Origin of the sequence: Planomicrobium sp. CPCC 101079, from assembly GCF_007859275.1 — a bacterium.
In the GTDB taxonomy this organism is placed as follows: Bacteria; Bacillota; Bacilli; order Bacillales_A; family Planococcaceae; genus Planococcus.
Genome location: NZ_VOHC01000030.1, coordinates 79942 through 104694 on the forward strand (window position 1 = coordinate 79942; position 24753 = coordinate 104694).

Annotated in this window: 21 protein-coding genes; 8 read left to right on the forward strand and 13 right to left on the reverse strand. The window is 42.7% G+C overall.

The genetic code is table 11. The features are described 5' to 3' along the window. Positions 1-271 precede the first annotated feature (271 nt). The 4 genes from FQV28_RS15555 to FQV28_RS15570 all read right to left on the reverse strand — a co-directional run bounded on the left by FQV28_RS15555 (position 272) and on the right by FQV28_RS15570 (position 3744). Positions 272-1288, reverse strand: a complete 1017-nt coding sequence (locus tag FQV28_RS15555) for a sensor histidine kinase (protein ID WP_146497427.1) — start codon at positions 1286-1288, stop codon at positions 272-274. Then, entirely contained in the window at positions 1281-1970 is a 690-nt protein-coding gene (locus FQV28_RS15560) for a response regulator transcription factor (protein WP_146497428.1), read from the reverse strand. Before FQV28_RS15560 ends, FQV28_RS15555 begins: the two co-directional genes overlap by 8 nt. Positions 1971-2130: 160 nt before the next feature. After that, the gene (locus FQV28_RS15565) at positions 2131-2733 is read right to left on the reverse strand and encodes a type 1 glutamine amidotransferase family protein (protein ID WP_146497429.1); all 603 of its coding nucleotides are present in this window, start codon (positions 2731-2733) and stop codon (positions 2131-2133) included. Between the two features lie 138 nt (positions 2734-2871). Then, positions 2872-3744, reverse strand: coding sequence for an AraC family transcriptional regulator (locus FQV28_RS15570; protein WP_146497430.1), 873 nt, complete (start codon positions 3742-3744; stop codon positions 2872-2874). A 178-nt stretch (positions 3745-3922) separates the two neighbouring features. Between FQV28_RS15570 and FQV28_RS15575 the strand changes: the two genes are divergently transcribed. Together FQV28_RS15575 and FQV28_RS15580 are read left to right on the forward strand one after the other, a co-directional pair. After that, the gene (locus FQV28_RS15575) at positions 3923-4477 is read left to right on the forward strand and encodes a sigma-70 family RNA polymerase sigma factor (protein WP_146497431.1); all 555 of its coding nucleotides are present in this window, start codon (positions 3923-3925) and stop codon (positions 4475-4477) included. Continuing rightward, entirely contained in the window at positions 4474-5451 is a 978-nt protein-coding gene (locus FQV28_RS15580) for a DUF4179 domain-containing protein (protein ID WP_146497432.1), read from the forward strand. Before FQV28_RS15575 ends, FQV28_RS15580 begins: the two co-directional genes overlap by 4 nt. Before the next feature lie 45 nt (positions 5452-5496). Here FQV28_RS15580 and FQV28_RS15585 read toward each other — a convergent pair whose 3' ends face one another. From FQV28_RS15585 to FQV28_RS19305, 3 genes are all read right to left on the reverse strand, one after another. Then, positions 5497-5838: a hypothetical protein gene (locus FQV28_RS15585; protein ID WP_146497433.1), complete on the reverse strand. Its 342-nt coding sequence runs from the start codon at positions 5836-5838 to the stop codon at positions 5497-5499. A gap of 192 nt (positions 5839-6030) precedes the next feature. Continuing rightward, the gene (locus FQV28_RS15590) at positions 6031-6825 is read right to left on the reverse strand and encodes a hypothetical protein (protein WP_146497434.1); all 795 of its coding nucleotides are present in this window, start codon (positions 6823-6825) and stop codon (positions 6031-6033) included. A 96-nt stretch (positions 6826-6921) separates the two neighbouring features. Continuing rightward, the gene (locus FQV28_RS19305; RefSeq protein ID WP_186763912.1) at positions 6922-7098 is read right to left on the reverse strand and encodes a hypothetical protein; all 177 of its coding nucleotides are present in this window, start codon (positions 7096-7098) and stop codon (positions 6922-6924) included. A 588-nt stretch (positions 7099-7686) separates the two neighbouring features. Here FQV28_RS19305 and FQV28_RS15595 point away from each other — a divergent pair. The 4 genes from FQV28_RS15595 (at position 7687) to mug (ending at position 14226) form a co-directional block, all read left to right on the forward strand. Then, a complete protein-coding gene (locus FQV28_RS15595) occupies positions 7687-9075 on the forward strand; it encodes a bifunctional metallophosphatase/5'-nucleotidase (RefSeq protein WP_146497435.1) in 1389 nt (462 codons plus the stop codon). A 211-nt stretch (positions 9076-9286) separates the two neighbouring features. Further along, positions 9287-11005, forward strand: coding sequence for a gamma-glutamyltransferase (ggt, locus tag FQV28_RS15600; RefSeq protein ID WP_146497436.1), 1719 nt, complete (start codon positions 9287-9289; stop codon positions 11003-11005). A 316-nt stretch (positions 11006-11321) separates the two neighbouring features. After that, positions 11322-13472, forward strand: a complete 2151-nt coding sequence (locus FQV28_RS15605) for an immunoglobulin-like domain-containing protein (RefSeq protein ID WP_146497437.1) — start codon at positions 11322-11324, stop codon at positions 13470-13472. Positions 13473-13719: 247 nt separating this feature from the next. Further along, complete coding sequence (gene mug / locus FQV28_RS15610; protein ID WP_146497438.1) at positions 13720-14226, forward strand: G/U mismatch-specific DNA glycosylase; 507 nt, start codon at positions 13720-13722, stop codon at positions 14224-14226. Positions 14227-14363: 137 nt separating this feature from the next. Here the strand turns inward: mug and FQV28_RS15615 are convergent, their stop codons facing one another. The 6 genes from FQV28_RS15615 to FQV28_RS15640 form a co-directional block, all read right to left on the reverse strand. After that, positions 14364-15881, reverse strand: a complete 1518-nt coding sequence (locus FQV28_RS15615; RefSeq protein ID WP_146497439.1) for a glycosyltransferase family 2 protein — start codon at positions 15879-15881, stop codon at positions 14364-14366. Between the two features lie 12 nt (positions 15882-15893). Continuing rightward, complete coding sequence (locus FQV28_RS15620; RefSeq protein ID WP_146497440.1) at positions 15894-16706, reverse strand: glycoside hydrolase family 16 protein; 813 nt, start codon at positions 16704-16706, stop codon at positions 15894-15896. 665 nt (positions 16707-17371) lie between these two features. Next, positions 17372-18331: an Abi family protein gene (locus FQV28_RS15625; protein WP_146497441.1), complete on the reverse strand. Its 960-nt coding sequence runs from the start codon at positions 18329-18331 to the stop codon at positions 17372-17374. 327 nt (positions 18332-18658) lie between these two features. Continuing rightward, positions 18659-19174 carry a hypothetical protein gene (locus FQV28_RS15630; protein ID WP_146497442.1) on the reverse strand — a complete coding sequence of 172 codons (516 nt, stop codon included), beginning with the start codon at positions 19172-19174 and terminating at the stop codon, positions 18659-18661. 183 nt (positions 19175-19357) lie between these two features. Then, positions 19358-20848 (reverse strand): glycine betaine uptake BCCT transporter, encoded by a 1491-nt coding sequence (locus FQV28_RS15635; protein WP_146497443.1) that lies wholly within the window; start codon positions 20846-20848, stop codon positions 19358-19360. Positions 20849-21080: 232 nt separating this feature from the next. After that, positions 21081-21587, reverse strand: coding sequence for a pyridoxamine 5'-phosphate oxidase family protein (locus tag FQV28_RS15640; protein ID WP_146497444.1), 507 nt, complete (start codon positions 21585-21587; stop codon positions 21081-21083). Positions 21588-21828: 241 nt separating this feature from the next. On the opposite strand from FQV28_RS15640, the gene FQV28_RS15645 reads away from it, so the two are divergent. After that, positions 21829-23055 carry a DUF819 family protein gene (locus FQV28_RS15645; protein ID WP_146497445.1) on the forward strand — a complete coding sequence of 409 codons (1227 nt, stop codon included), beginning with the start codon at positions 21829-21831 and terminating at the stop codon, positions 23053-23055. A gap of 255 nt (positions 23056-23310) precedes the next feature. Further along, positions 23311-24675, forward strand: coding sequence for a YjiH family protein (locus FQV28_RS15650; protein WP_146497446.1), 1365 nt, complete (start codon positions 23311-23313; stop codon positions 24673-24675). Positions 24676-24753: the final 78 nt, after the last annotated feature.

The window sequence follows — 24753 nt, forward strand, 5'->3', positions numbered from 1 at the left end:
ACGGGCTGCCTGTACCTAGCCTTACAATCAGATACGCAATCTTACGGTTTCGTAAGATTGCCGATTTTTGGCTAATTCATGTAAAAAGTTCCATAGGTCATGTAAGAAATGCGTTAGTTCATGAAAGAATCTCAAAAGTTCATGTTAAAAGTCGATCAGTTCATGTAAAAGCTCCATTAGTTCACATAAACGATCGCTTCCATCAATCTATTTAATAAAATCGAGTGATTCAGCAAAAAATGCTCCGAATTTCTTCAGGAGCATTTCTTCTTCAGTCAAAAACCGCTAATTCTTTTCTCGACATGTCGATCGACACGCGGGTGCCTCGACCGAATTCCGACTGGATATCGAGCGTGTGGCCCAGCCGCTGGCATATTTTTTTACTGAGAAAGAGTCCGAGGCCCGTCGATTTTTCATGAAGCCGGCCATTTAGTCCTGAATAGCCTTTATTGAAAACCTTTGGCAAATCTTCGGTGCGGATGCCTAGGCCGGTATCTTCAATAACGAGAACATGCGCATTCTTCGGGTCTTTGAAAATAGAAATTGTGCCATGCGGCGTATATTTTAAACTGTTCGACAAAATTTGTTCCAGCAGATTCTGCAGCCATTTTCCGTCGGACAATGCCCGGATTCCGAGCGGCTCGTAATCGAGCTTGATGCCTTTATAGATGAAGAGGATCGAATATTTCTTGATCGCTTTTTTTATAATGTCATCAAGATCCACCTCGGCAAGATCCATTTCTGCCCCGGGTTCTTCGAGCTTTATGTAATTTAGCGCCATATGGGTGTAATCTTCAAGCCGCACCAATTCCTGAGAAATCTGCTTTGCCTCTTTTGCTTGAGAACTTTGGTTCAGTAAACTGATGGCGGAAATCGGTGTCTTGATCTGGTGGAGCCAAAGCGTGAAATAATCAAGCTGGTCAGCTTGCCGATCTTTATGCAAGTTCTCAAGCTCACGCAAGTCGAGAAGCAGCTCCTCGAGTTTTTCAATATATAACCGCTCTGCAGGGTCAGCGTTTTCAGCAACCTCTTTTATATTCGACGCACTTACAGTCTGCAGGCTTTGAAGCAGCAAATAACGTTTGTTAAAACGGATATACTGGACGATTAAGTATGCGAGAAAGAAAAAAGCCGCTAATTCCGTACAATATAAAAAGAGATCAAAAGGCAGCCTTCCCAATACAAAAACCAGCCCGAAAATTCCAATGGTGCCGAAAAATACGAAAAACTGCGCGCGCACTGCCAGCAAAAAGCTTTTCAATACTTCACTTTTTGAGGGTTTATTCATGGGCTGCCTCCTTGTTCAGGGCATAGCCGATCCCTTTTTTGGTCACGATGAAATCCAGCAGCTCGGCTTTTGCAAGTTTTTTGCGCAGCCTTGTAATGTTGACTGCCAAGGTGTTGTCGTCGATGAACGATTCGTCTTCCCATAATTTGACCATGATTTCTTCCCGTGTGACGTATTCGCCTTTTTCCAAAAACAGCAGTTCAAGAATTTTCAACTCCGTCCGCGTCAAATCCACTTCCTGCTGTTCATAGTAGAGTTTAGATTCACCGGGCTTCAGGACCGTTCGGTTGAAGTTCAGGAAATTATCCGATTCGTTAAAATCGTAAGTCCTTCTTAACAGCGCTTGTGTTTTCGCAACCGCTACCGTAAGATCAAACGGCTTGGAGATGAAGTCATCTGCCCCCATCTGGATGGCCATGACAATATCCATATTCTCATTCCGGGAAGAGATGAAAATGATTGGCACTTGTGATGCCTTGCGAATTTCCTGGCACCAATAATAGCCGTTGAACGAGGGAAGCGAAATGTCCATCAGCACAAGCTGTGGCGCATTGTCTTTGAATTCCTCCATTACCCGGCTGAAATCTTCCACTAGGAACGCTTCATAATTCCATTTTTGCAGCTCTTCTTTCAACACACCGGCAATCGTCAAATCGTCTTCCACTATCATAATTTTGAACATCGTCTCATTCCAATCATTCATCAGATTCTTGTTTGCCTGTTTTATGTGCGTTATTCCTTCTCTCAGTTTATCGAATTTCTGCTGGGCTCACCATCAAAAACAAAACCACCCCTGGTTGTGGCTGAAACTCCACAATCAGGGGTGGTCGGGCCTGCTCGCCTCAACTATTCGTCTTCATGAAGTCATGGAAACCTTGCTTGAAAAAGCCATACCATTCCTCTATCTTCTCTTCGGGCGCCGCCTCCAGTGCCTGCAGCACTTCTTTTCCAAACTCTAAAAATGCAGTACCGTTGGCTGTGATGACTTGTCCGCTCCGGACTGCCTGCTGCTGGAGATAGCCGGCTTCGTTGCTGTAGTTTTCGCCGCCTATTTCCTTCAAGTTTTCCAGGAAGTTGCCGGTGTGTTCGATGTTATTCAATAGCCCGTTCTTGCTTAAAAAGACCGTCGCGTCACAAATCGCGCCTACTACCACTTCCCGCTCCATCGCCTTTTCGACAAGCTCCATCACCCGCTGGCTCGCTTCTTTCCGCCAGGAAGTTCCGCCGATCAAAATCAAACCGGCAAAATCCTCAGGAGCTTCCTCAATTGCGTAATCCGGAAGAACAGTAAAACCGCCCATCGACTTTATAGGTTCTTTGGTCAAAGATACCGTTTTCACATTATACTCGCCTACTTCTTCCAGCTCTCCCATCAACGCTGCAGCAAGCGGCGCACCTTCCCAGTCTGCATATCCGTCCAATACCACAAATAAAATCGTCCGCATAACCAGCCAGCCTCCTTTTGAATTTTAACTTTTCCGACTTTTTGACTTTGTTGTATTATAACATAGAAACACTTGTTCGTTGCGCTAGAACTTAAAAATGCCGCACCCGTTTTTTTGGGGGGCGGCATTGGTTATTTTTTAGCTATCCATCCTTTTCACCGGAATCCAAATCTCGCTCGAGACTTTCTGCAAATCCGCCATGTCGCCATTAAACGAAATTTCCGGTCCGTCAACGAGTTCGCAATTGGATGAAGGCAGCCATTCGGAAAAAATTTTCGCCCAAGTCTCCTGCAGCTTTTGCGGGAATGACCCTTCCATACGGAATACCGCCCATTTCCCAGCAGGAACAGCCACGACATCGAACCCTTCAAAACTTTCTTCCAGCGTTGTGATGGAGCCGATCAAGTGGTCAAGCTGCCCTTGCTCTTTATAGCGGCCTTCGTCAAAGTTCATAGACGCATTGACAACGGTTTTAACATCCGTATTGCGCCAGCTTTGCAGCTTCTCACGCTGCTCACTGGTAATAGACTGAGCCATCTTCAATATTACCGGATTTTGCCCTTCAAAAACGATCGGCACGCGTTTTTTGAGTCCTACAAGCTTGAATGCAGCTTTTTCTTCAATTCGGTATTCCATGTCCATTCCTCCTCGGATAGTTAATTGGAAAGTCAGACGCGGAAACAGTTTGAAAGCTGTACTGTTTTTCATATCCGATGGATTCACTCCCGACCATTCCCGGAACGCCCGGCTAAAACCGTCCGCCGAATCGTAGCCATACTTCACCGCCACATCCAGAACCCGTTCCCCTTCTTGCAAATCGAGCGCTGCTTGCGATAACCGGCGGCTGCGGATATAGCCGCTCAAAGTCATGCCCGATAAATAAGAGAAAAGCTTGCGGAAATGGTATTCTGAAACACCCGCTATCGCAGCCACTTCGTCAAAATCGATCTTTTCATCCAAGTGCTCCTCAATATAATGCATTGCTTCGTTCATGTCTTTCAGCATATCCATGCGCTGACCTCCTTTCACATTCCATTGTAAACAGAACAGAAGACACTCATCCGATTTGTAAAGTATAGGAAAAGTCGTTTTGAATTATAATTGTATTTTAATAAAAAGATTTGAAAAGCGCGCGAGGAATTCCTTTGGCGCTTCGTTGTATGAAGTAACAAGGCAAGGAGGGATTCCAGTGGAGGATTTTATCGGACGGTTGAAGCGGCAAGACGAGGAAGCGCTCAATTTTATGATTGATACATATATGCCTTTTTTAAAAGGGATCTGCCAGCATATTTTAGCGAAAAGCTGCGGCCAGCAAGCAGCCGAAGAATGCTTGAATGATGTGTTTTTGACGATTTGGCAGAAAGCTTGCCAATTTGAAGGCGATGTTGCAGATTTCCGGAAATGGGCTGGCATGCTGGCAAAATACAAAGCAATCGACCGTTACCGACGCCTTACAAAACAGCAGAACCGGGAAACCATGAGCGATGAAATCAGAAATGACGGCCATAATCACGATACGGAAGATGAGGTACTGCAAAATGAATCCCGAGAAGAAATGCTGGTCCGGCTGCATGAATTGCCGGAAGCGGACCGGGAACTGTTTTTGATGAAGTATTACCTGGATTTATCGAACCGGGACATCGCCGATGCTCTCTGTGTTACGATTTCAGCAGTTGAAAACCGGCTGTACCGAGGAAAGCGAAAATTAGTGCATTTATTCGAGCGAAAGGAGCGGTTCATATGAGCGAGCTGAACAAGTTTCTGATGACAGACATTGAAGAAATCCCGGAAGCTGACGTTTCAAACTTCGAGAAAAAAGAAATGAAAAAGCGCCTGCTTCGCCCAAAAACGAAACCTCGTTGGATTAAGAAAATGGCGATTGCCGCTAGCATTTTCATAGCCGCTTCAGCGATGACTGCCATTGCCTTCCCTTCTGTGGCTTCACAAATTCCGATTTTGCAGAACATCGTCTCTCATTTTGATGAGGACGAGCTCATGTTTAACCATTTCAGCGAAGTTGCCCAGCCGCTTGGTTTGACTGAAACGAGCAACGGCTCGACCGTATCGATCGAAGAAGCCGTATATGATGGAACGTCCGTTACAATCAGTTTTGCATTGAGAACAGAGGAGAATTTGGGAGAATTCCCGTTAGCCAGCGGTCTTCTTGAAGCTTCCGGCGCGAACGGTTCAGGTTCCTCTATCGCGATGAATAAAGTCAACGACACGACTTACGCCGGAATGATTACAATGGCACCGGATTTTCTGTTCGGTTCGCCCAACACATTGAAAGTCTCATGGGAGCCCGAATCATTCGAAGACTTTGATACCCAAACAAAATTGGTTGGTGACTGGTCATTCGACTTCAAACTCAAAGCGCTCGACAGCAAAGCCGTAAAAGTCGGTGAAACGATTCCGCTTGAAGGTGGCCGCTACAAATTGAACGAACTTCTGCTGACCAAGCTTTCGACAGTCTTAACATTGAACAAACAGGACATCGATGCGGCTTACGTGGCCAATTGGCAATTGGAAGACAATTTAGGAAATACCTATCCGATGCAGTTTGGGACAGGTGATCCAACCAACGAACAATTCACATTTGAAGCGCTCGACCCAGAAGCAACTTCCGTCATCATCAAGCCGCAATTTACAAAAGCCAACCATTCTAACGACGAAGGAAAACCCGTCGATTTACCGCCGATAACCGTAAAGCTGCAATAATAAAAACTCCCCTTGGATTGGCTCTGTCCCTGGGGAGTTTCTCTTTTACACCGTCTCGTTCCGCATCGGATGCGGCTGTGTGATATCCACTGCGTATACTTTGATGCGGTTGACCATCAAATCACGGATGCCGTAGATTGGCCGTTCGTTTCGCTGAATTTCATCGATATACGCGTTCACCTGCTCTTGGATAAACACGCCCACTGGTTTTGTTTTGTAGTCTTCAGCTAAACTACCCGCTGAATACTGGAATGATGTTTCAAAATACAGGTTCGACACTTCAAGAACTTTCAGTGTGTCTTCTTCGGTATGGATCCCCACCACCTTGTAGTAATTCCCGTATTCATCTCGCACCAAGTCGTTTTCCCTGATGTGCTGCATGCTCATATATTTCCAGCTCCTTTCCTGAATCACCTTAAGGCAAATTATGTACCACCTTCTTTTATATACACTTAAAAAGAAGCCGGCAAACCGATTCTTACGGTCTCATCTTTAGCCGCTTTACATATTGATTCGCCAGTTCATTCACCTTAGGCATGAAGGGACTCAAAAAAAAGACAGGTGGTGTTTTAAAAACACTCACCTGTCTGCTTTATACGCATATTTTTGAGAAAAATCGTCCGCCCAATCCCCTCTCTGCCTTGCAATTGAGTTGCTCCACATTTTAAGGTAATCGGTATAAATGATGTTCATTTTTTCAACTTCTTCGTTTGACCAAGCAAGCCCTTCGTTGATGCGCTCAATCTTTTTTGTCATTTCTGAAGAAGTTTTCGAACCTCCTGATTCCAATGATGCCAGCACATGCTGGACTGCTTGGATTCTGTAATGGATTGCAAGATCCCCAAAAAATGCAAACTCTTCTTGAAATCCAGCCGATTCGCTGGAACCTCCAGAAACAGAGGATTGAAGGACTCGCCGAAGCCCTTCGTACTCCACTATTAAAGCTTTCAGATTACGGGTATCGTTTAAAGTGAAGTAATCCTCTTTTACCCAGAGAGCCACCCAATAGACGTCCCACAAGCGATTAAAATCACGCATAAAATAAACGATGGCTGAATCTTCAGGGATGACATAGCCATTAGCGCCGTTGTATGCGAGCTGCAATTGCGCTTTTGATGATGCGCCCATGTCTACCTTCAATCTTTTTGAAGAAAGGACAACATTCTTTTCTTCATCAACCAAAACGGGTACTATTCCTACTGATTCGTTCGGTGCCTGATCGGCTGTATTCGTTTCCTGTGACTCCACTTCTGAAGATGCTGGTTTCGGAATTTCAGAAGGTATTTCTGTGCCGCACCCACTGAGCGCCAATACACCAAGGATTATGAGAATGAAAAGACATAACTTGTCTGCCTCCATTTGCTTGGCTGGCATGACAACCCCTTCTTCCCTATTGTTTCCTTTTAATGCATACAGGAGTGTTCTTCTTTTTTAGCTTTTCACTTTAAAATGCCCTGCTTTTTTTTCTATTCAAATCTCTGGAAAGTGCATAGCGAAAACCTTTGGAATGGCATCAGAAAAATAAGGTATATCAAAGATGACAGGCATTTGGTCTATTAGGTCGTAAGCTTGGTACCAATTAGCTACTAACGCCATCACCGCAACTAAAGTGAGCATCAACCAATTCTCTTTCGTTTTAACAAACATTTCGAACCCTTCCTTCTAATGATTTATGTACGTTGAAATCCGGTTCAGAATATGTGATTTGGCACCTCCATTATATTCCTGAAGTACAATATAGGCAATACAAGAAGTCTGAATTTTCAAATATATTTATCATTCAAATCAAATATTTATGTAAAACATGGTTTGTTTTGTATCTCTATAAATGCTGATATAAGAAAGAGATAAAAAAGAATGAATTTCCTTCATTGGCGCACCCTTCTAACTGATTCTTCGGAACAACTGCGCTAATCAACTAACCTTGAACAGCATTTAAGTTTTTGTTTCAAGCGGGCTTCTGCATCTCCTACAAAATCCGGCTCTTTTCACGCCAAAACCGCCCCCTTCTCCCCTAAGCGCTGAATCTGCTCTTGAAAAAACGGTCGCCGATAAGCGGCTATATCCAAACCTCTTGCCTCCATTTATAGAAAACCATTCTTTAAATACAATTGGTGGAGACAACTCTTTAATATTTCCTATGGTAATTTTCCATTAATATTCACTTGAGCTGAAACCCACATGATTGAATTGCCGTACTATTTAGAAAGACATTACTCAACAGGGGGAACTTGCATGAAACTGAAAATCTTACATACGAACGATGTCCACAGCAATTACGAGAACTTTGCTCGAGCCGCTACGCTGATCAAGCAGCTGAAAGACGACAACACCATCCTTCTTGACGGCGGTGATTTCGCAGACTTTAAAAGTATTGAACTTCAAGGAACAAAAGGCATGGCAGCGCTTGAGTTATTGGAGGCTGCAGGTTATGACGCATTGACCATCGGCAATAACGAAATGTTCAATGGCATCGGAACACTTGAGCATATGGCGACAAACAGCCCATTTCCATTCATCAGCAACAACCTCGCCAAAAAAGACCAAACCGATATCCAGGGAGTCGTAAAGAGCATCGTTTTACAAAAAAACGGTCTGCGGATTCTGATTACCGGCTCTTCGCCGGATCTTGATGTCTTCAATGCGGGACTTGGCGTCCATGTTTACGAGTATAAGAAAATGGTTGTGGATGAAATCAGCCGGAACAAAGGCAAGTTTGATATATGCATACTCCTCAGCCATATCGGAACGGCAGCTGATGAACTGCTTACGGCTTCCGTCCCTGAAATTGACGTCATTATTTCAGCGCATGACCACCAGCTGTATCCGGAAGTGAAAACCGCCAATGGCACCCTTATGAACAGCGCCGGCAATTACGCCGAACACGTCGGCGTTGTCGAACTCGATGTGGCAAACGGCGAAATCAAACTGATCCACTCCGAAACCATATCGACTAGAGACGTTCCGATGGATCCGCAAATACTGCAGATTCTTAAGGACAACAAGGCAAAAGCAATCACCGTATTAAGCGAACCGCTCTATGAGTTAGAGCAGCCTCTTTGGCATGATGTTATCGAAGAAAATCCAATCACCAACCTCATTGCAGATGGCTTGCGGGATATGTTGAATTGCGACATCGGCCTCATGAATAGCGGCATTGTCAATGCCGGCGCATTTGATTTTCTGTCGCATAAAAAATTGATTGAAATCTGTCCTTCCCCGCTTAATCCGACTTCTTTTGAAGTTCAAGGGAAAGATTTAAGTGAAGCAATCAAACAATCGCTTGATGCGCAAGTGTGCTTAGCAGACGGCAAAGGACCTGGATTCCGAGGAAAATTTGTCGGCAGGCTGCATGTCTCCGGAGCAAAAGTTATCCATGACGGAAAAAACGTCCAGGAAATCTTGATTAACGAAGAACCGCTCGCTGAAGATCGCTGGTATACGGTGGCAAGTTCCGATTATCTGCAGCGCGGGTCCGGCTATCCCTCTCTTGCGAACAACCGGAATGCTGCATACCGTGCCGAGGAAATCCGGGATGTACTGCGGCTCTATGGCAATAAAGAAAAATTCGTGGACAAAGCTTTAGAAAACCGCTGGAAGTTTTCTTCAAATATTTTTATATAGATTTTCCAATAAATCCTTGTGATAGTAACCGATCAACTATAAAACCTAAAAAGCAATGCGCTATTTCTTTTGAAAAATGGCGCATTGCTTTTTTAAAGTTTCCTCTATTCCAAAATGGAATTCAATCGCCGCATGTTGAGATTTTTAACTTCCGAAATTTGGGTATACAGTATAAGCGATATTAAAGATATACATATGAGGTGATTTGCAGTTGGGCATAGAAACGATTTTTCAAAATCAGCACACAGAGAAGCTGACTGAGCATAAAAGAACTGATACTGGAAGCTATGGAATGGCCGCCAGTGCAGTGAAAGAAGCAACCGACGCTGGAACGAAAGTCCTTGAAGAAGGCGGCAATGCGATTGATGCCATCGTTGCAATACAGCTGGCCTTGGCCGCAGTTGAAGGCATGAATACGGGAATTGGGGCAGGAGGCTATATTGTTTATTACAACAATGAGGAGAATAAAACCGAAGTGATTCAGGGCCACTCAAAAGCTCCTGCTGCCGTCACTCCCCGCTTGTTCATGGATGAAAAAGGAGAAATTATTCCAGCTGATGAACGCTCGGTCCACGCAAGGGCCGTCGCTGTACCTGGGATGATGAAAGCTCTTGAAGTTGCCCTTGAACGGCATGGCACAATGCCGCTTGAACGCTTGATTGAGCCTGCCATCCAATTAGCAGAGGAAGAATACCGAGTGAATTTCCTTTGGGAACAGACACTTGATTTGTTTAAAGACCGCTTGAATGAAGACACGAAAAAAGTGTTTGTGCCAAACTGCAAACCGTTAAGAGAAGGCGACCGAATCCGACAGCCAGATCTTGCAAAAACGCTGCGGATCATCCGCGATAAAGGGTTCAAGTCGCTATACGAAGGCGAACTTGCCGATGCAGTCGTTGAAACGGTTCAACAAAACGGCGGCTTGTTATCTAAAAAAGACTTAAAGAACTACGAAGTTAAAATTGAAGAACCATTATGGGGCAGCTATAAAGAATATGACCTTGCATTTCCGGCTCCGCCAAATGGCGGCGGATTTACCGTGGCACAGATGTTGAAATTGCTGGAACCTTATAACTTGAGCCAATACGATCGGGATTCATGGCAGAAATACCACTTGATCGCGGAATTCATGCGCCTAGCAATGGAAGACCGGCTAAACTATATCGAAGATCCGGATGTTACGAAAATACCGATGACTGGCCTTTTGCATCCAGATTATTTGGAAGAACGCCGCGAGCTCTTCTCTTTTGAGCGCCGCCTTGATGATGTGAAATGCGGAGACCCTTGGCAATATGAAGACCGGGAAGCTGCAGCACCCCAAAAAGCATCAGCGCTTGAAGCCGGCTTTGAAACCACACACTTTACAGCGGTCGACCGTTGGGGCAATATCGCTTCCTGCACATCGTCGATTGAACGTATTTTCGGATCAGGCATTATGTTACCGGGATACGGTTTCATACTCAATAACGACCTTACGGATTTTAATCCGGAACCCGGCTCAGTCAATGAGCCGAATGCCAACAAGTACCCGGTCAGCTCTAAAACGCCGACCATCGTTTTTCATGAAGGCAAACCTTTCTTTACGCTCGGCTCGCCGGGTGGCCCTACTATTATCGCATCCGTCCTTCAAGTCTTGATTAATGTCTTGGAATACGAAATGGATTTAGAGGAGGCCATCGCCGCACCCCGGATTTACAACTCGCCGAAACTTACCACAGAATGGGAAGACGGCATCAAGAAAGAGACGCTGGAAATCCTGGCACGCATGGGCTACAACCCAGATTACGGCTTTAATAGCGAATCGTCTGATAATCGGATTGGCGACGTTCAGGCTATTTTGATTGATCCACTTACCGGCGATATGTACGGTGCGGCAGATTCTCCACGCCCTGGTGGCGCGGAAGGCCTCGACGAACCGCCGAAAGATTGATCCATATTGTTATCTGTTATAAGAGTGTACTAATTTAACTAAAAATTTATATTTATTTCTTTTACAAGGATTTTCACACTATAGAGCCTTCCTGAAATCACTTAATTTCAGGAAGGCTCTATAGTGTTTTTTTATTTATTTTTCATAAAGTTTATAACAAAAAATAAAATACAAGAATTAATAATATATGTTCCACGAACATCTTACAAATCAATATTTTGGAAAAAAATATAATTTACTTAAGAAGTATAGCCTGTTTTAAATAAAACAAGCTATACTAAAAAAAGAAGACGAGAAAATATTAATTGGAGGATTTATGGAAAAAATAAAAAATTTTATTTTGATATCCCTGTCATTACTTCTGTTTTTCAGCACATCTAATTTTGCAACATGGACGGTTTCTGCTGAAGAAGATGTAACAAAAGTTAATCGCTTTTACTCTGCTGATGAAGTTGTCTCCGGTACAACAATACCAAATGCGCGCGTAACATACGAAGGACCAAACAAACGTGGAGAAAAACAGGAAGTTTTTAGTGCATTAGCAAATAAAGAGGGAGTTTTTAAACTTTTTGTAGAAAGCCATCGACCAGACACCACTTTTAAGATCCATACTTACGATTCTACTGGAAAATATATTGAATCTGATGAAGTCTTTGTATTAAGAGCTTCTCTTAATGCTGCTTTTTCAATATATTATGTGGATGATGAGCCTACATATGTACAAGGCCCAACAAAGAGAATATTGCCAGTTCTTAGATACAATGCAAGTCCAGGTTCAAAAATCGAAATAATAATCGATAACAAGGTCATTAAGAGTTTTATAGTTGAAAGAGCAGGGATTCTTAGGCCGACTGAAGTTGAGCTAGGAGACTTCGTGAAAATGAGGGTCTCAAAAGGGGATATAGTAAAAACTTATGAATCAATGGCCACCCCTCTCAATACATGGGATTATCTTTTTCTTCCATATCCTATTTTCACTTCGAGAGTTACGACATGGTCCGATTCAATCAGCATCTATCTTCCGCCAAATTTAAAATATAGTGGTTTATTTAACAAAACCAATAGCGATTATCCAGCTGAACCTCCAACTCTTTTTACAACAGGAGAAACGGGAATTGTCAAACAATTTTTCAATGAAAACACAACTTTAAAAGATTTAAAGCCTCTTACTTTATACGAAGACGAATTTGAAAACGTAGTTTATAACTATTTTTTCACATTAAAAACTTCAACAAAACCAGAAATTGATCCAGTTTCACAAATTACAAAAGAAATAACTGGATTTGCAACTGCTAGTAGTATAATCACTGTCTTTGATGAACAAAAGAACAAATTAGGAGAAAGTACTGCTGATGAAAATGGCAAATTTGCTGTACCTGTTAGTAATTTAACTCCTGATACAGTAATTAAAATAGAAACAACGATGCCAAATACAGACAAATCCGATTACATTTATACTTCTGTTGAAGAAGTTTACATCGAAGAGCTTTCTGATAACAATGCTTATATTACTGGTCAGAGCTCCTTTGGTACAACCGCTGAAGTCTTTCTTTTAGAACCGGCTTCTCTTTCAAGCAATGCGACCAAAGCTATTGCGGGTTCCACTGCTTTAGCTACAAACTCAAAGAAAAGTATCGGAACATTTACCCTTTCTAATAACTCAACATTTAAATTAAATATTGGAAAACAGAAAGCAAATTCTATTGTTCAAGTAGTATTGAAGGAAGGCGGAAAGTCACTCACTCTCCCTTCAAAAACTGTCAAAGATAAAACAGCACCAGTGATTTCGGGTGCTGCAAATAAATCCATTCCTATTAACTCAACATTTAACGCTAAAACAAATGTGAGTGCAAAAGATAATGTCAACGGCACTCTTACAAGTGCTATAAAAGTAAGTGGTACAGTCAATACAAAGAAAAAAGGCACTTACAATTTAATTTATACAGTCACTGACAAATCAGGAAATCAAACAAAAATCACCAGAAAAATTACAGTAGTCGATAATGTTAAACCTGTAATCTCAGGGGCTGCGAATAAAACAATTCGTTTAAATTCTTCATTTAACCCAAAAACAAGTGTTACTGCTAAAGATAATATTGACGGCAGTTTGACTAGTAAAATTAAGGTGACTGGCACTGTTAATACAAAGAAAAAAGGTACTTATACTTTGAAGTACACAGTCACTGATAGTTCAAAAAACGTAACCACCGTTACAAGAAAGATTACGGTCGATAGCACTAAACCAGTCATTTCTGGTGCTAAGAGTAAAACTATTAAGTTGCGATCTTCGTTTAGTTCGAAAACAGGCGTTACAGCAAAAGATAATTTAGATGGTAATTTGACAAGTAAGATTAAAGTAACCGGAACTGTTAATACAAAGGCGAAAGGTTCATATACCTTGACTTATACTGTTACTGATAAATCCAATAACAAAGCAGTTGTAAAAAGAAAAATTACAGTTAAGTAGTTACACTAAAAAAGAGCTTCTAAGTTATTAGAAGCTCTTTTTAATAATTCCTTCAAACATATCCTGCTAATAATATAATGTTTTACATAACATAGGCGCCCTAAAATTACAATATTTTTTCCAATCATGTTTTAATAATTAATAATAAGAATAATTCAATATCTAGTACTTTATTGTATTACTAAACGACTTTCCTAAAGCACTGTTAATATCTCATTCATTGAAAAAATGATAAGGAGGAACCTTTTTGTATTTACAACCAATATCCGATCATCTTCAAGAAGGTTTAGCAATCCTATTTGTCGGCTTCAATCCAAGCATCCGTTCTTCCGAAACGGGCTATCATTACGCCAACCCAAATAACCGGTTCTGGAAAATCCTGTTTGAAGCGGGACTGACACCGCGGAAATATCTCCCGGAAGAAAATCTCGAACTGCTTTCACTCGGATACGGGCTGACGAACATCGTTTCCCGCCCTACGAAAGAAGCAGCGGAAATTTCCAAAGCGGAATACGCGGAAGGAGCCGCCCTTCTCGAGCAGAAAATAAAACAATACCGTCCGAAAGCCGTTTGTTTTGTTGGCAAAGGCGTCTATCAGCAATTCAGCAAAAAACGCACCATCAAGTGGGGTGTCCAGGAAGAACCGGTCGTACCGGGCGTCATCGAATATGTCGCTCCTTCGTCTAGCGGTTTGGTGCGAATGAAGCAAGGCGAAATCGTTGATATTTATAAAGGGCTGAAAAATTATCTATGAGATTGCGCTAAAGAAGCATAAAATCATGTAACGAAAATAACAGTAAAAAACGATGGATCAAACTTTTAACGGTTTGATTCATCGTAAATAATTCGAAAAATTCAGTTATTTGCAGTTAGAAATATAGGTAGGACTGATTAACTTCCCGTCATTGTTTTTTGTAAAGGACTTTGTGATTCTGACACCAATTCCAAAACCAACTCTGGCAGAATTTCAGGCTTTTCTTTAAAAGACAAAGCTGGATTTTTTTCAGCGGCAAATTCCATAGTTGCTTCCTGCAATGGCAAGGCAGTAGTCAGCAATGCAGGCTTTTTAATGCCCATTTCATTGGTATAGATTGATACCAGGCCACTTCTTTCCATCTTGTTCCATTGATGATTTCTCTGGAAGATAAACATGATAGACCCGTACATGAAGAAATACATATCCAATACACGGTATGTAACAAGTTCTAGAGCTGAGAAGAAGAGTATTCTTATGTAGTCCGGTTTGCTGTATGCGTGCCCATATTTTTTTGAGACAGCGTAAGCACATACTCTCTGCGTAATTTGTAATATCGCTGTAGCTGCTAGCAACATTACCGTCAAAGTCATCAGGTTCCAAGTAATAATCGACCACGCAAAAAGAAACGTTGTTAGTATGCCAATATACCCTGGCAGCAATGAATCGATGAAGACAAAAAAGACGAGCTTGAATCCGAGATCTCTCTTTCTTCTTTTCCGATAAATCATTAATGAGTCTAAAAATCCTTTTTGCCAGCGGATTCTTTGTTTCTGCAAATTCCTAAAGTTATCAGGGACTTCTGTATAACATTCTGCTTTTGGAATAAACACCAATTTCCCTTTGGTATAGACATTTTTAATCAGCTTCTGTACATTGAGCGTGATTTCCATATCTTCCCCAATGGTTTTCTTATATCCTCCAATTTCGTATAATGCAAAAGCTCGAAATGCGCCAAACGCTCCTGATACTACGGATACAACCCCAAATTTTGATTGAACAAATCTTTTCACATAAAACGACAACATATAATCAGATAATTGATATCTTAAAAGCCCTTTTCCTTTAAAGGAAGGTTTTGAGTCTTGGTACATCTGTCCAACATGGACTACCCCGCCTCCGGCGAGAACATTCGGATCTTCCATCGCTTCATTTACATGAGTCAACGCATTTTTCTGCAAAATACTATCCGCATCCAAAGTAATGATGATTTCTCCAAGCGCATAGTCTGCTCCAGCATTCAACGCATCTGCTTTACCGCCGTTTAGCTTATCCAAAACTTTTACATTCGGATAAATGGTTGATACAAAGGTACGAGTGATTGAGTTATACGCCAATTTATTTTTCGGCTGCAGATTCACTTCTTTCAATCCCAATAAATCATGCATCAACTTCATCGAATTATCATTTGAACCGTCATTAATAATAATAAGTTCGAAGTTCTTGTAATCCAAGTTTTGAAATCCAGTAAAACAGCCTGCTAATACCCTTTCCTCATTATACGCAGGGACCAGTATCGACATATATTTCTCTGAAAGATCTTTCCGAACTGTTGTATCTTTTTTCGTTTCCCTTAAACCGATAACCAGGTACATAACTTGAATTGAAAAGAAAACCGCCCATAATATAAACGCCAACACATATATAACTTCCACTCAGCCATCTCCTTATTCCTCTTTAATTTGGTAATATCGAATCCAGTCCACATTCATTTGGGCAGGAAAGACCGTCGTATGGTCAGGTTCTCCAACCCAGTTCCCTCCTACTCCCGTATTGATGAACAGATACATATCTTCTTGCGGCACATAAACCGTACTTGTATGAGTGGGAACACCATCGACAAAATACACAATCTTTTCAGGTGTCCACTCAATGCCATACGTATGGAAATCCGTGGTCAAATCGGGAAACTGTGTCATAGCGTAATCTTTTCCATAAATGCCGTTCACATCATAATGGAGCGTGTTCCAGACTTGTCCGGGCTCTTGTCCGAGAATCTCGACCATGTCAATTTCTGGGTAAGTGTGGATTTGATTGTTCCAAAACCAAATGGCTGGCAGCAAACCTGTCCCAGATGGCAACTTCGCTCTCACTTCCACTTTTCCGTACTTAAACAACACTTTTCCTCTTGTCGTAATTGCACCGGATGTGTAAGGCATTCCTTGCGACATTTCTTCTTTAATATGGATTTTCAACTGTCCTTCGCTTACTTCCACATTTTCTGGTTTGTAATGCTGGCTTCTTGCACCATATCCAAAAGCATCGTCCAGCACGTTCCAGCGCTGAGGATCTAAAGCGTCACCTTCGAATTCTTCGCTCCAAACGATTTTCCACGGCTGTTCAAATTCATTTTCTTCAACTTCTTCAGCCTTTCCATTGTTGAAGTGAGATTCTAAGAACCCATCTCTCAAATTCGCTTCCCCTCCATTCATGCAGACCAACATTGCTGCTGTACAAACCATTTTTCCTGTCGCATTCATTCAACTGGTCAACTCCGCATAAAATTTTTATGTCATTCTTTGTACAACCCCTGAAAGTAGATATTTATAACTACTAAAATTAAATAATTATAAGAACTTTTTCATTTTGTAGGTACAAAGTTAAATTCAGGTTAAATTAATTTAAAATTATAAAAATTACATAATTATTTTTACCTATTAATAATAAGAGAACCTAATTCTAAAGACGAAAGATAACAAAAAAAGCCGGCTTACGAGATTTCACTCCTCGTAAGCCGGCTTTTTCATGGTTCTAATTTTTTCTTTTCTATGGATTCACATATATCCTCCACTTTAACGCTTTTATTTTTTATTCAGCAACAACCTCATTTACAATGGCAGATCGACTCCTTTTCTCACTCTGTCTATGGAGGGAAATACAAGCAAAAAGCTCTCTAGCCAACGGAGTGTCCTGAAAGAACCGATCATCCCAGGAGTTGTTGAAAATATCGCTATTTACAGAGGGTTAAAAAATACATAAAAAAACACAGCCTCATATAAATTGAGGCTGTGTTTTTGATGCCAGTATAGCAAACTTATTAAAACTGCTTTTTCCGTAAACCAACGAGCCAAGACGCTTCATCGTATTCCCAGTTCTTCAAAATCATCTTGGCTAATTAACGAATAGTTGAAAATCCGATTGCCGCTCATTGCCAGTCCTCCTGAAATCCAGTCTCCCTCATAATCATCCCATAGGCGCGTCCTGCCACGTTTTTTTTCAAATCATCCAATAACCGTTCAAGTTCGCCTTTAAATACTTCGTATTCTTCCTTGGCTAAAAGCAACTCGAGCAGGCTCACAACCGAAAATACCGTTCCCCTGCTTAAACTTCCTTTCGGCATTTCCAGCATAATTTCCACTTCACGAAGCTCTACTGGATGGTCGAGGCGAAAATGGTACAGCACTTCCTCGTGTGCGGATTTGTTTCGGTATGGAAACACGACACCAAGAATCGCGTCGAGTTCACTTGCTTTCAAACGGACCGGCCAATGCTCTTCGCTGAATTCTTCGGCAAAGTCTTGGGCAATCTGCTCTCTCAGTTCTTCGTCGATGACTTGATAGAAATTAATAGTTTGCCCGAGCGACAGAAAGTTGACGAGCACCCAAAGCGGTACGTTCCGATGCTTGTCAAAAAACTCCCGAATGGCTGGATATCTGACACGGTCGCGTTTCTTATGGCTTTTGATGAGATTGTAAAGCGTTGAAATGATGCGGTCGCGCTCATGATGGTGCCGAGTATCCAGACTGTAATTTTGGGGTTCGAGAAAACTGTCTGTCTCTCTAAATTTCTCCGAAAATCGGTACGCAATCTTCGATTTGATGTTCTTTTCAAACTTCAATAATTCATTCAACAGCAGCATCCGCAGCTCACGGTCGAAGCGGTACAGTGCATAAATATGGCCAAACTCGGTTCCCGCCCGGTACTGTTCCAGGCCGTAGGGATTAACACGCTCGTCTCGCTCAAGGAAGGGCTCTTTATAGCCATCAATTAATGCATAATAATTCTCGCGCGATAAGATCCGTTTCGCCGCCGCTTTGTCTGGCACTGTCAAGCCCCGATTTTGGAGTATGGTAAGTTGTTCGTCGTGGGAAGCAAAAGCTTTCAAATTCCTCAATCCTTTTTGTTTTCTTCTATCTCTTCACTCTAAATTACCCCGGCCGATTAATAAACCATTAAAATGCTAATCGTCAAATATAGTCTTTTTGTAAACCAATTAAAAATCCCTCTGCCCAAAGGCAGAGGGATTCATGGAAGGAACATAAACTGGAGGATGGTCGTCGACCGCCGTTCGCTCTTGGTTGGTTATCGGTAAAAGGTAAAGTTGTAATGGGGAATGGATTATTGGTTTGCCATTAGCCATCAGAACAATTGCACCGAAGTACAAAGAGGTTTTCCTTCCATGCCTTGGAGAGGAGTCTCACCGCTCCAAGGATCAGAAATATTTCTCGCTGTCGAAATCAAGTTCGATGGAATAATTTTTACTATTAATAGCGTTCGATAGCCGGTTCGCCTGCCGTTCCAAGTCGACCGCCTTCAAGCGATACTCTTCGGGATCAAACATTGCCCGCCGTATGACTGGAATTCCTTCTCCGTAGCCGTATTGAAGCTCCTCCTCGGCAGCAGCTCCAAACTCTTTGTACTTTCTCGCTTTAGCACGCAGCTGAGTCGCTAGTTCAAGTGCTTCGACAATCGCCATTGCCTCGCCGTTGAAATCAATTTCATTATCAATATTGGACCGGTACATTAGTTTATCCAATAACCGAAAGTCTTTTCGAATCTCGTCCATTTCCTGTTCCACCTTAGCAAGTGAACGGACCTGTTTCGGCACTTTACTGCCTTTTTCAACTTCAACGAACGCTACGCGATCCATTTCCTCCTCTAATTCATGAATGCGTTTTGCTAATACACTTTTCAATTTCACGGCTTCTGCAAGCGAAAGATTCGACATGGACAAGTCTCCTTAAACTCGTAATTGTTCTACTTGGTACTAGCGTAGCAGATCGCCTATATATTTACAATTAGGCGAAAATTTTTTCATTATTAGCAGCAAAAATTTTCGGATTCCGCAGTCTTTTATTATCTTTTCCTTCTAAAAAAGCACCGCTCCCTTAAAGGAAACGGTGCTTCTAATTTATTTGCGTCGCGGTCGGACTTCTGTCTGAATATCCTTTAAAAAGGAGATGCCCATCATAATAATAACAAGCGCAAAAGGCAGAGCGGCAATGATCAGCATATTCTGTAAACCTTGCGTTCCGCCAAAGTAAACAACGACTGCAGCAACGGATGACTGAATCAGCCCCCATGTGATTTTTACAGAATTACTTGGATTCAAAAGTCCATTTGTGCTCAACATGCCAAGCACGAATGTTGCCGAATCTGCCGACGTGATAAAGAAAATGGCGATGACGATAATGGTCAGCATGGACATGAACGTTCCAAGCGGGTATTCCGCAAGCACACCAAACGTCGATGTCTCTAGGGTAAAACTTGAGATGGTCGCAATTCCAAGCTGTTCGAGCTGCAGGGCAGAAACCCCAAATACCGAGAAGAAGATGAAACAGACGAGTGCAGGCAGCAGCAAGACACTGAACATAAACTCTTTTACTGTGCGCCCTTTGGAAATCCGGGCGATGAAAATTCCGACAAACGGTGCCCACGAAACCCACCAAGCCCAGTAGAAAATTGTCCAGCCGTTGATCCAGCTTCGGCTTTCTTCATCGAGCGGAGCCAGCCGCAAACTCATTCTAAAAAAGTCGGTAATATAACTGCCGAGTGTATGTGTGAACATGTTGACAATATACATCGTCGGACCCACGATGAACAAAAGAATCATCAATACTGCGGCCAGCACCATATTGATATTACTCAAATACTTGATGCCTCGGCCGATTCCCGACCACGCCGACCAGATGAACAGCACTGTCGCAATAGCAAGCACAATCAGTTGGACAGTGAAGTTATTTGGCGTACCGAACAGAAAAGACAGACCGCCGGTGATTTGTGCGGAACCAAAGCCCAGTGTGGCTGCTACGCCGACTACTGTTGCAAAGACCGCAAGCACATCAACCGCTCTTCCAAGTCCTCCATGCATGAGCTTTTCCCCAAACAATGGAATCAGTGTCGCACTGATGAGCCCGGGCCGTCCACGGTTGAACTTAAAATAAGCAAGAATCAAGCCGACGATTCCATAAACCGCCCAAGCGTGTATCCCCCAATGGAAAAAAGAATACTTCAATGCGTCTTGTATTGCTTGATTGCTTCCTTCTTCTGCCACCGGGCTATTGGTGAAAGCGTGGGAAATTGGTTCAGCGGTTGTCCAGAAAACCAGCCCCATTCCCATACCGGCGCTAAAGAGCATTGCAAACCATGACAACCGGCTGAATTCGGGCTCGTCATCCTTCTTTCCCAGTTTCACATTACCGAAGCGGGAAAACATCATATAAACACAGAAAAGAAGAATGGCGATAACTAGCAATAGGTAGAACCAGCCGAATTTCGCCGTCAATTGGCTTGTCACGTTAGTCGTAAACGATTCCAAGTTTTCAGGAGCAATTGCTCCCCAAAGAACAACAATGAGCGATATTATGATCGAATACCAAAATACTTGTGTCGCTTTTTTCATATTTCACCTCTCAAATAAAATAAATTAAACAATAACTTCAATAATTTTAACATACTTATTAATAGTATAAAAACGAACCTCTTTCTTCCGCTCCCAAGATCTTGTATTTCCAAAGGATATGTATATAGTTGCCCTCAGAAAAATAAACTACTGAAACAGCACCTCAATCCGCAATCCAAGGCTGTAGAACCTTGCGAATCAGGGTGCTGCTTCATTAATTTCCTTCGTCCCTTTACTGATTGTCAAAATCCACTGTATCGTTCAATTCGTTGTCATCTTTATCCAATCTTTCATTGGTCGTGAGTTTTTTTGCGAATTTCGTTATCGTCTTTAATGGATTGCCCGACTCCCAGTATTCGGCTGAATCCGCTGCCACTTTGATCAAGACGACGTTCGGATCATCGTAAGAGGTTTCTAACAGCTTGTCGAAAACCGGATTCCAGTATTGCTTTTTCCGTTCCAAATCTTCACTGAATTCAGCCGTACCGCTGACCGAAACATAGGATTTACCTGAGTACGCCACATTGACTGACGGGTTTGCCAAAATCTCCTGATACTTGGCTGTGTCTTTCATCGTTACAAACCAAAGGTCCCCGTCAAATTCCGCTTCTTGGGTCTGCATCGGACGGGATACCGCCTTGTTATCTGAGATCGTCGTCAACATGGCCACTTCGATGCCTTTTATCAGTTTGTTGACCTTTTCCATTGCCTCTTGAGATGATGAAGCGTTTCCATCCATCCGGGTTTTCCTCCTTTAGAAAAATTGCTATTTTCCTCAATTGCCGGACAACTATATTTCAAAAGATTTCCCTATTCACCAGATTACTAAACGCCTCTGCGCTGAACCGAAAGAAAAATCCTGCAGCCTTTCTCGTCCGCCCACTCCTGCTCTCCCTTCAATTATCAAAATAATTGTAATACAATAAAAATATGTAAAAATGCTGCCAAATAGGAATGTTCAAAAAAAGGAGGAAGTTAATGTGGAAAACTCACTAATCAAACCGGACGACCTTATTACACTTTGGGGAATCATTGTCATAGTTGCGGCCATGAGCATTGTGCTGGAGCAGAAATACAGCTGGGCCGGGAAAATTTCCGGCGCCATCATTGCACTCGTTTCAGCCATTATTTTATCCAATACAGGAATTATTCCGACCGCTTCGCCGGTTTACGACGCAGTCTGGTCGTTTATTATCCCACTCGCGATTCCGTTGCTGCTATTTCATGTGAACTTCAAGAAAATTTGGCAAGAAAGCGGACGGATGCTGCTTATTTTTCTCATTAGTTCTATCGGGACAATCGCCGGAACAATTATTAGTTTCTTCTTATTGAAAGACTATATCCCGTTTCTTGATAGAATCGGTGCGATGATGAGTGCATCCTATGTCGGGGGCGGCGTCAACTTTGCCGCAATGACCGCTAAGTTCGAAGCTCCAGAAGATATGGTGTCGGCCGCCATCGTCGCTGATAACTTGATGATGGCGACATTCTTTGTTATCTTAATGGCCATTCCGACACTCGGTTTCTTCAGAAGTCGCTTTCCGCATCCGCATGTGCAGCAAGTCGAAAAAGAATCGGAAACAGCCGGCGGGAAAACAAATGCAGAAAGCTTTTGGAAACGCCAAGATATTTCTCTAAAAGATATCGCATTATCTATTGGAACGGCCTTTTTCCTCGTAATCATTTCATTTAAAATCGCCGGTTTTTTTGCAGAACTCATCCCTTCCGGAGACGGCGTATCATTTGGCTGGAACCTGCTTAACGGCTTGTTCGGGGACAACTACCTGATTTTGACCACTTTGACGTTTTTGGCTTTGGCATTTTTCCCGCGCTATTTTGACAGCATCAACGGGAGCCAGGAAATCGGCACGTTCTTGATCTACCTCTTTTTCGTTGTCATCGGGATACCCGCTTCCATCCCGCTCATTATCCAGAATGCGCCGTTACTATTGATATTTGTCGCTATTATTGTAACGTTCAACTTGCTGTTGTCTTTAACGGCCGGAAAGCTTTTCAAATATGATTTGGAAGAAATTTTGCTTGTCACCAACGCCAATATTGGCGGACCTACGACCGCTGCAGCCATGGCAATAGCCAAAGGCTGGAAAGAGTTGATCGGGCCTATCCTTGTGGTCGGGACCATCGGCTACATTATCGGCAATTATATCGGCACAACGCTCGGCCTATGGTTTGGAACGATGATGTGATTTCAGCAGCAGGCGTTTTAAAAAGAGAGAAACGTTAATTAGAAACTCCATAAGCCAGCAATAAAGATTATGTATTTTTATACAGATTTCACAAATACCATTTTACTGTCTTGAATTTTTACTTCTTAAAAAGTAATAAAATCCTTTATTATCGAACAAATAACCGTTCATATTTTAGATCCCTATAAATTCTCCTTGTATTCACATTGCATATTAATGTATATTTTATACATTAATGATTAAGGAGGAGAATATATGGCCATGCTTCAGCATGACAACAAAAAGATTTCCCCTTCCGATACATGGAAGTTTTTAATTCCTTCCATTATCGGAGCGTTGCTGTTCTTATGTCCGCTCCCTTATAACGGAGAAGTGAACATTGGCGTCGGGATTTTAGCATCTTTTCTATTATCCGTTTTCGGCGAAACGATTCCCGCATTCATCTTATTCCTACTCGGATTTTCAGCGATCGCCAGTCTAATGGCCACCATTCTGAAACCTGCCTTTGTGAAAAACTCGCCTTTTCTGCGAGCCACTTTCATAATCGGGCCGTTCGGGCTCGCTGTACGGGTGCTCGGTTTTCTCTTCGGCATCATGGCTTTCTATGAAATCGGGCCTGAAGCAATCGCTTCCCGCGCAACAGGCGGGGTCGTCCTGTATGATTTAGCCCCAGTCCTGTTGACTTGGTTCTTGTTCGCCGGTTTCTTATTGCCATTGCTGGTGGAATTCGGGTTGATGGAATTTGTCGGTGCTCTCGTCAATAAGTTCATGCGTCCTGTCTTCACCTTGCCGGGCCGTTCCTCGATCGACGCCATGGCCTCGTGGATGGGCGCGGCGCCGGTCGGTGTTTTGGTGACAATGAAGCAATACGATGAAGGCTATTACACGCAGCGTGAAGCTTCAGTTATTGCGACAACTTTCTCGATTGCATCTGTCGCTTTCAGTTTGGTTGTGGCGAATGTTGTGGGCATCGGGCATTTGTTCCTGCCGTTTTATCTTGCCGTATCGGTCGCTTGTTTTATAGCTGCCATCATCATGCCACGCATTCCCCCGTTATCCCGTAAAAAGGATGATTATTATGCGCCGGTCGGCAAACAGATCGACGACACCATTCCAGAAGGTGTGTCATTGGTCAAATGGGGTTTTGATGAGGCCCGCCTCAAAGCAAGCCGTACTGCAAGCCCGAAAAAATTAATGCAGTCAGGCGTTGAAACTGTACTCGACATCTGGCTGGCGCTGATTCCGTTAGTCATGGCGCTTGGCACAGTGGCTTTGGTGGTCGCAGAATATACACCCTTGTTCAATATCATTTCCTATCCATTGATTCCGGTGCTGACATTGCTTGGATTGCCGGAAGCTGCTGAAGCCGCACCAACTTTCCTCGTCGGTTTTGCCGACATGTTTCTGCCGGCTGTTCTTGGCAGCGGCATTGAAAGTGAATTGACCCGTTTTGTCCTCGCGGGTGTCTCACTGACGCAAATCATTTACATGTCCGAAATCGGCATCTTGATCCTTCGTTCAAATATACCTGTTAAGTTTTGGGAACTTGCTGCCATTTTTATCTTGCGCACAGTGATCACCTTGCCGATCCTTGTTGTGTTCGCCCATCTGTTCCTGTGAACAATCAAAAATCCGCTTTCGAGAAACTAAGGTTTCTCGAAAGCGGATTTTTTGTTTTTTATTTTGCTGACTGAAAAT

What these genes read in the sequence shown, in the direction of transcription:
- FQV28_RS15555 (WP_146497427.1), bottom strand. Translation starts at nt 1,288, where the DNA reads ATGAATAAACCCTCAAAAAGTGAAGTATTGAAAAGCTTTTTGCTGGCA.
- FQV28_RS15560 (WP_146497428.1), bottom strand. Translation starts at nt 1,970, where the DNA reads ATGTTCAAAATTATGATAGTGGAAGACGATTTGACGATTGCCGGTGTG.
- FQV28_RS15565 (WP_146497429.1), bottom strand. Translation starts at nt 2,733, where the DNA reads ATGCGGACGATTTTATTTGTGGTATTGGACGGATATGCAGACTGGGAA.
- FQV28_RS15570 (WP_146497430.1), bottom strand. Translation starts at nt 3,744, where the DNA reads ATGGATATGCTGAAAGACATGAACGAAGCAATGCATTATATTGAGGAG.
- FQV28_RS15580 (WP_146497432.1), top strand. Translation starts at nt 4,474, where the DNA reads ATGAGCGAGCTGAACAAGTTTCTGATGACAGACATTGAAGAAATCCCG.
- FQV28_RS15585 (WP_146497433.1), bottom strand. Translation starts at nt 5,838, where the DNA reads ATGAGCATGCAGCACATCAGGGAAAACGACTTGGTGCGAGATGAATAC.
- FQV28_RS15590 (WP_146497434.1), bottom strand. Translation starts at nt 6,825, where the DNA reads ATGCCAGCCAAGCAAATGGAGGCAGACAAGTTATGTCTTTTCATTCTC.
- FQV28_RS19305 (WP_186763912.1), bottom strand. Translation starts at nt 7,098, where the DNA reads ATGTTTGTTAAAACGAAAGAGAATTGGTTGATGCTCACTTTAGTTGCG.
- FQV28_RS15595 (WP_146497435.1), top strand. Translation starts at nt 7,687, where the DNA reads ATGAAACTGAAAATCTTACATACGAACGATGTCCACAGCAATTACGAG.
- FQV28_RS15605 (WP_146497437.1), top strand. Translation starts at nt 11,322, where the DNA reads ATGGAAAAAATAAAAAATTTTATTTTGATATCCCTGTCATTACTTCTG.
- FQV28_RS15620 (WP_146497440.1), bottom strand. Translation starts at nt 16,706, where the DNA reads ATGAATGCGACAGGAAAAATGGTTTGTACAGCAGCAATGTTGGTCTGC.
- FQV28_RS15630 (WP_146497442.1), bottom strand. Translation starts at nt 19,174, where the DNA reads ATGTCGAATCTTTCGCTTGCAGAAGCCGTGAAATTGAAAAGTGTATTA.
- FQV28_RS15635 (WP_146497443.1), bottom strand. Translation starts at nt 20,848, where the DNA reads ATGAAAAAAGCGACACAAGTATTTTGGTATTCGATCATAATATCGCTC.
- FQV28_RS15640 (WP_146497444.1), bottom strand. Translation starts at nt 21,587, where the DNA reads ATGGATGGAAACGCTTCATCATCTCAAGAGGCAATGGAAAAGGTCAAC.
- FQV28_RS15650 (WP_146497446.1), top strand. Translation starts at nt 23,311, where the DNA reads ATGGCCATGCTTCAGCATGACAACAAAAAGATTTCCCCTTCCGATACA.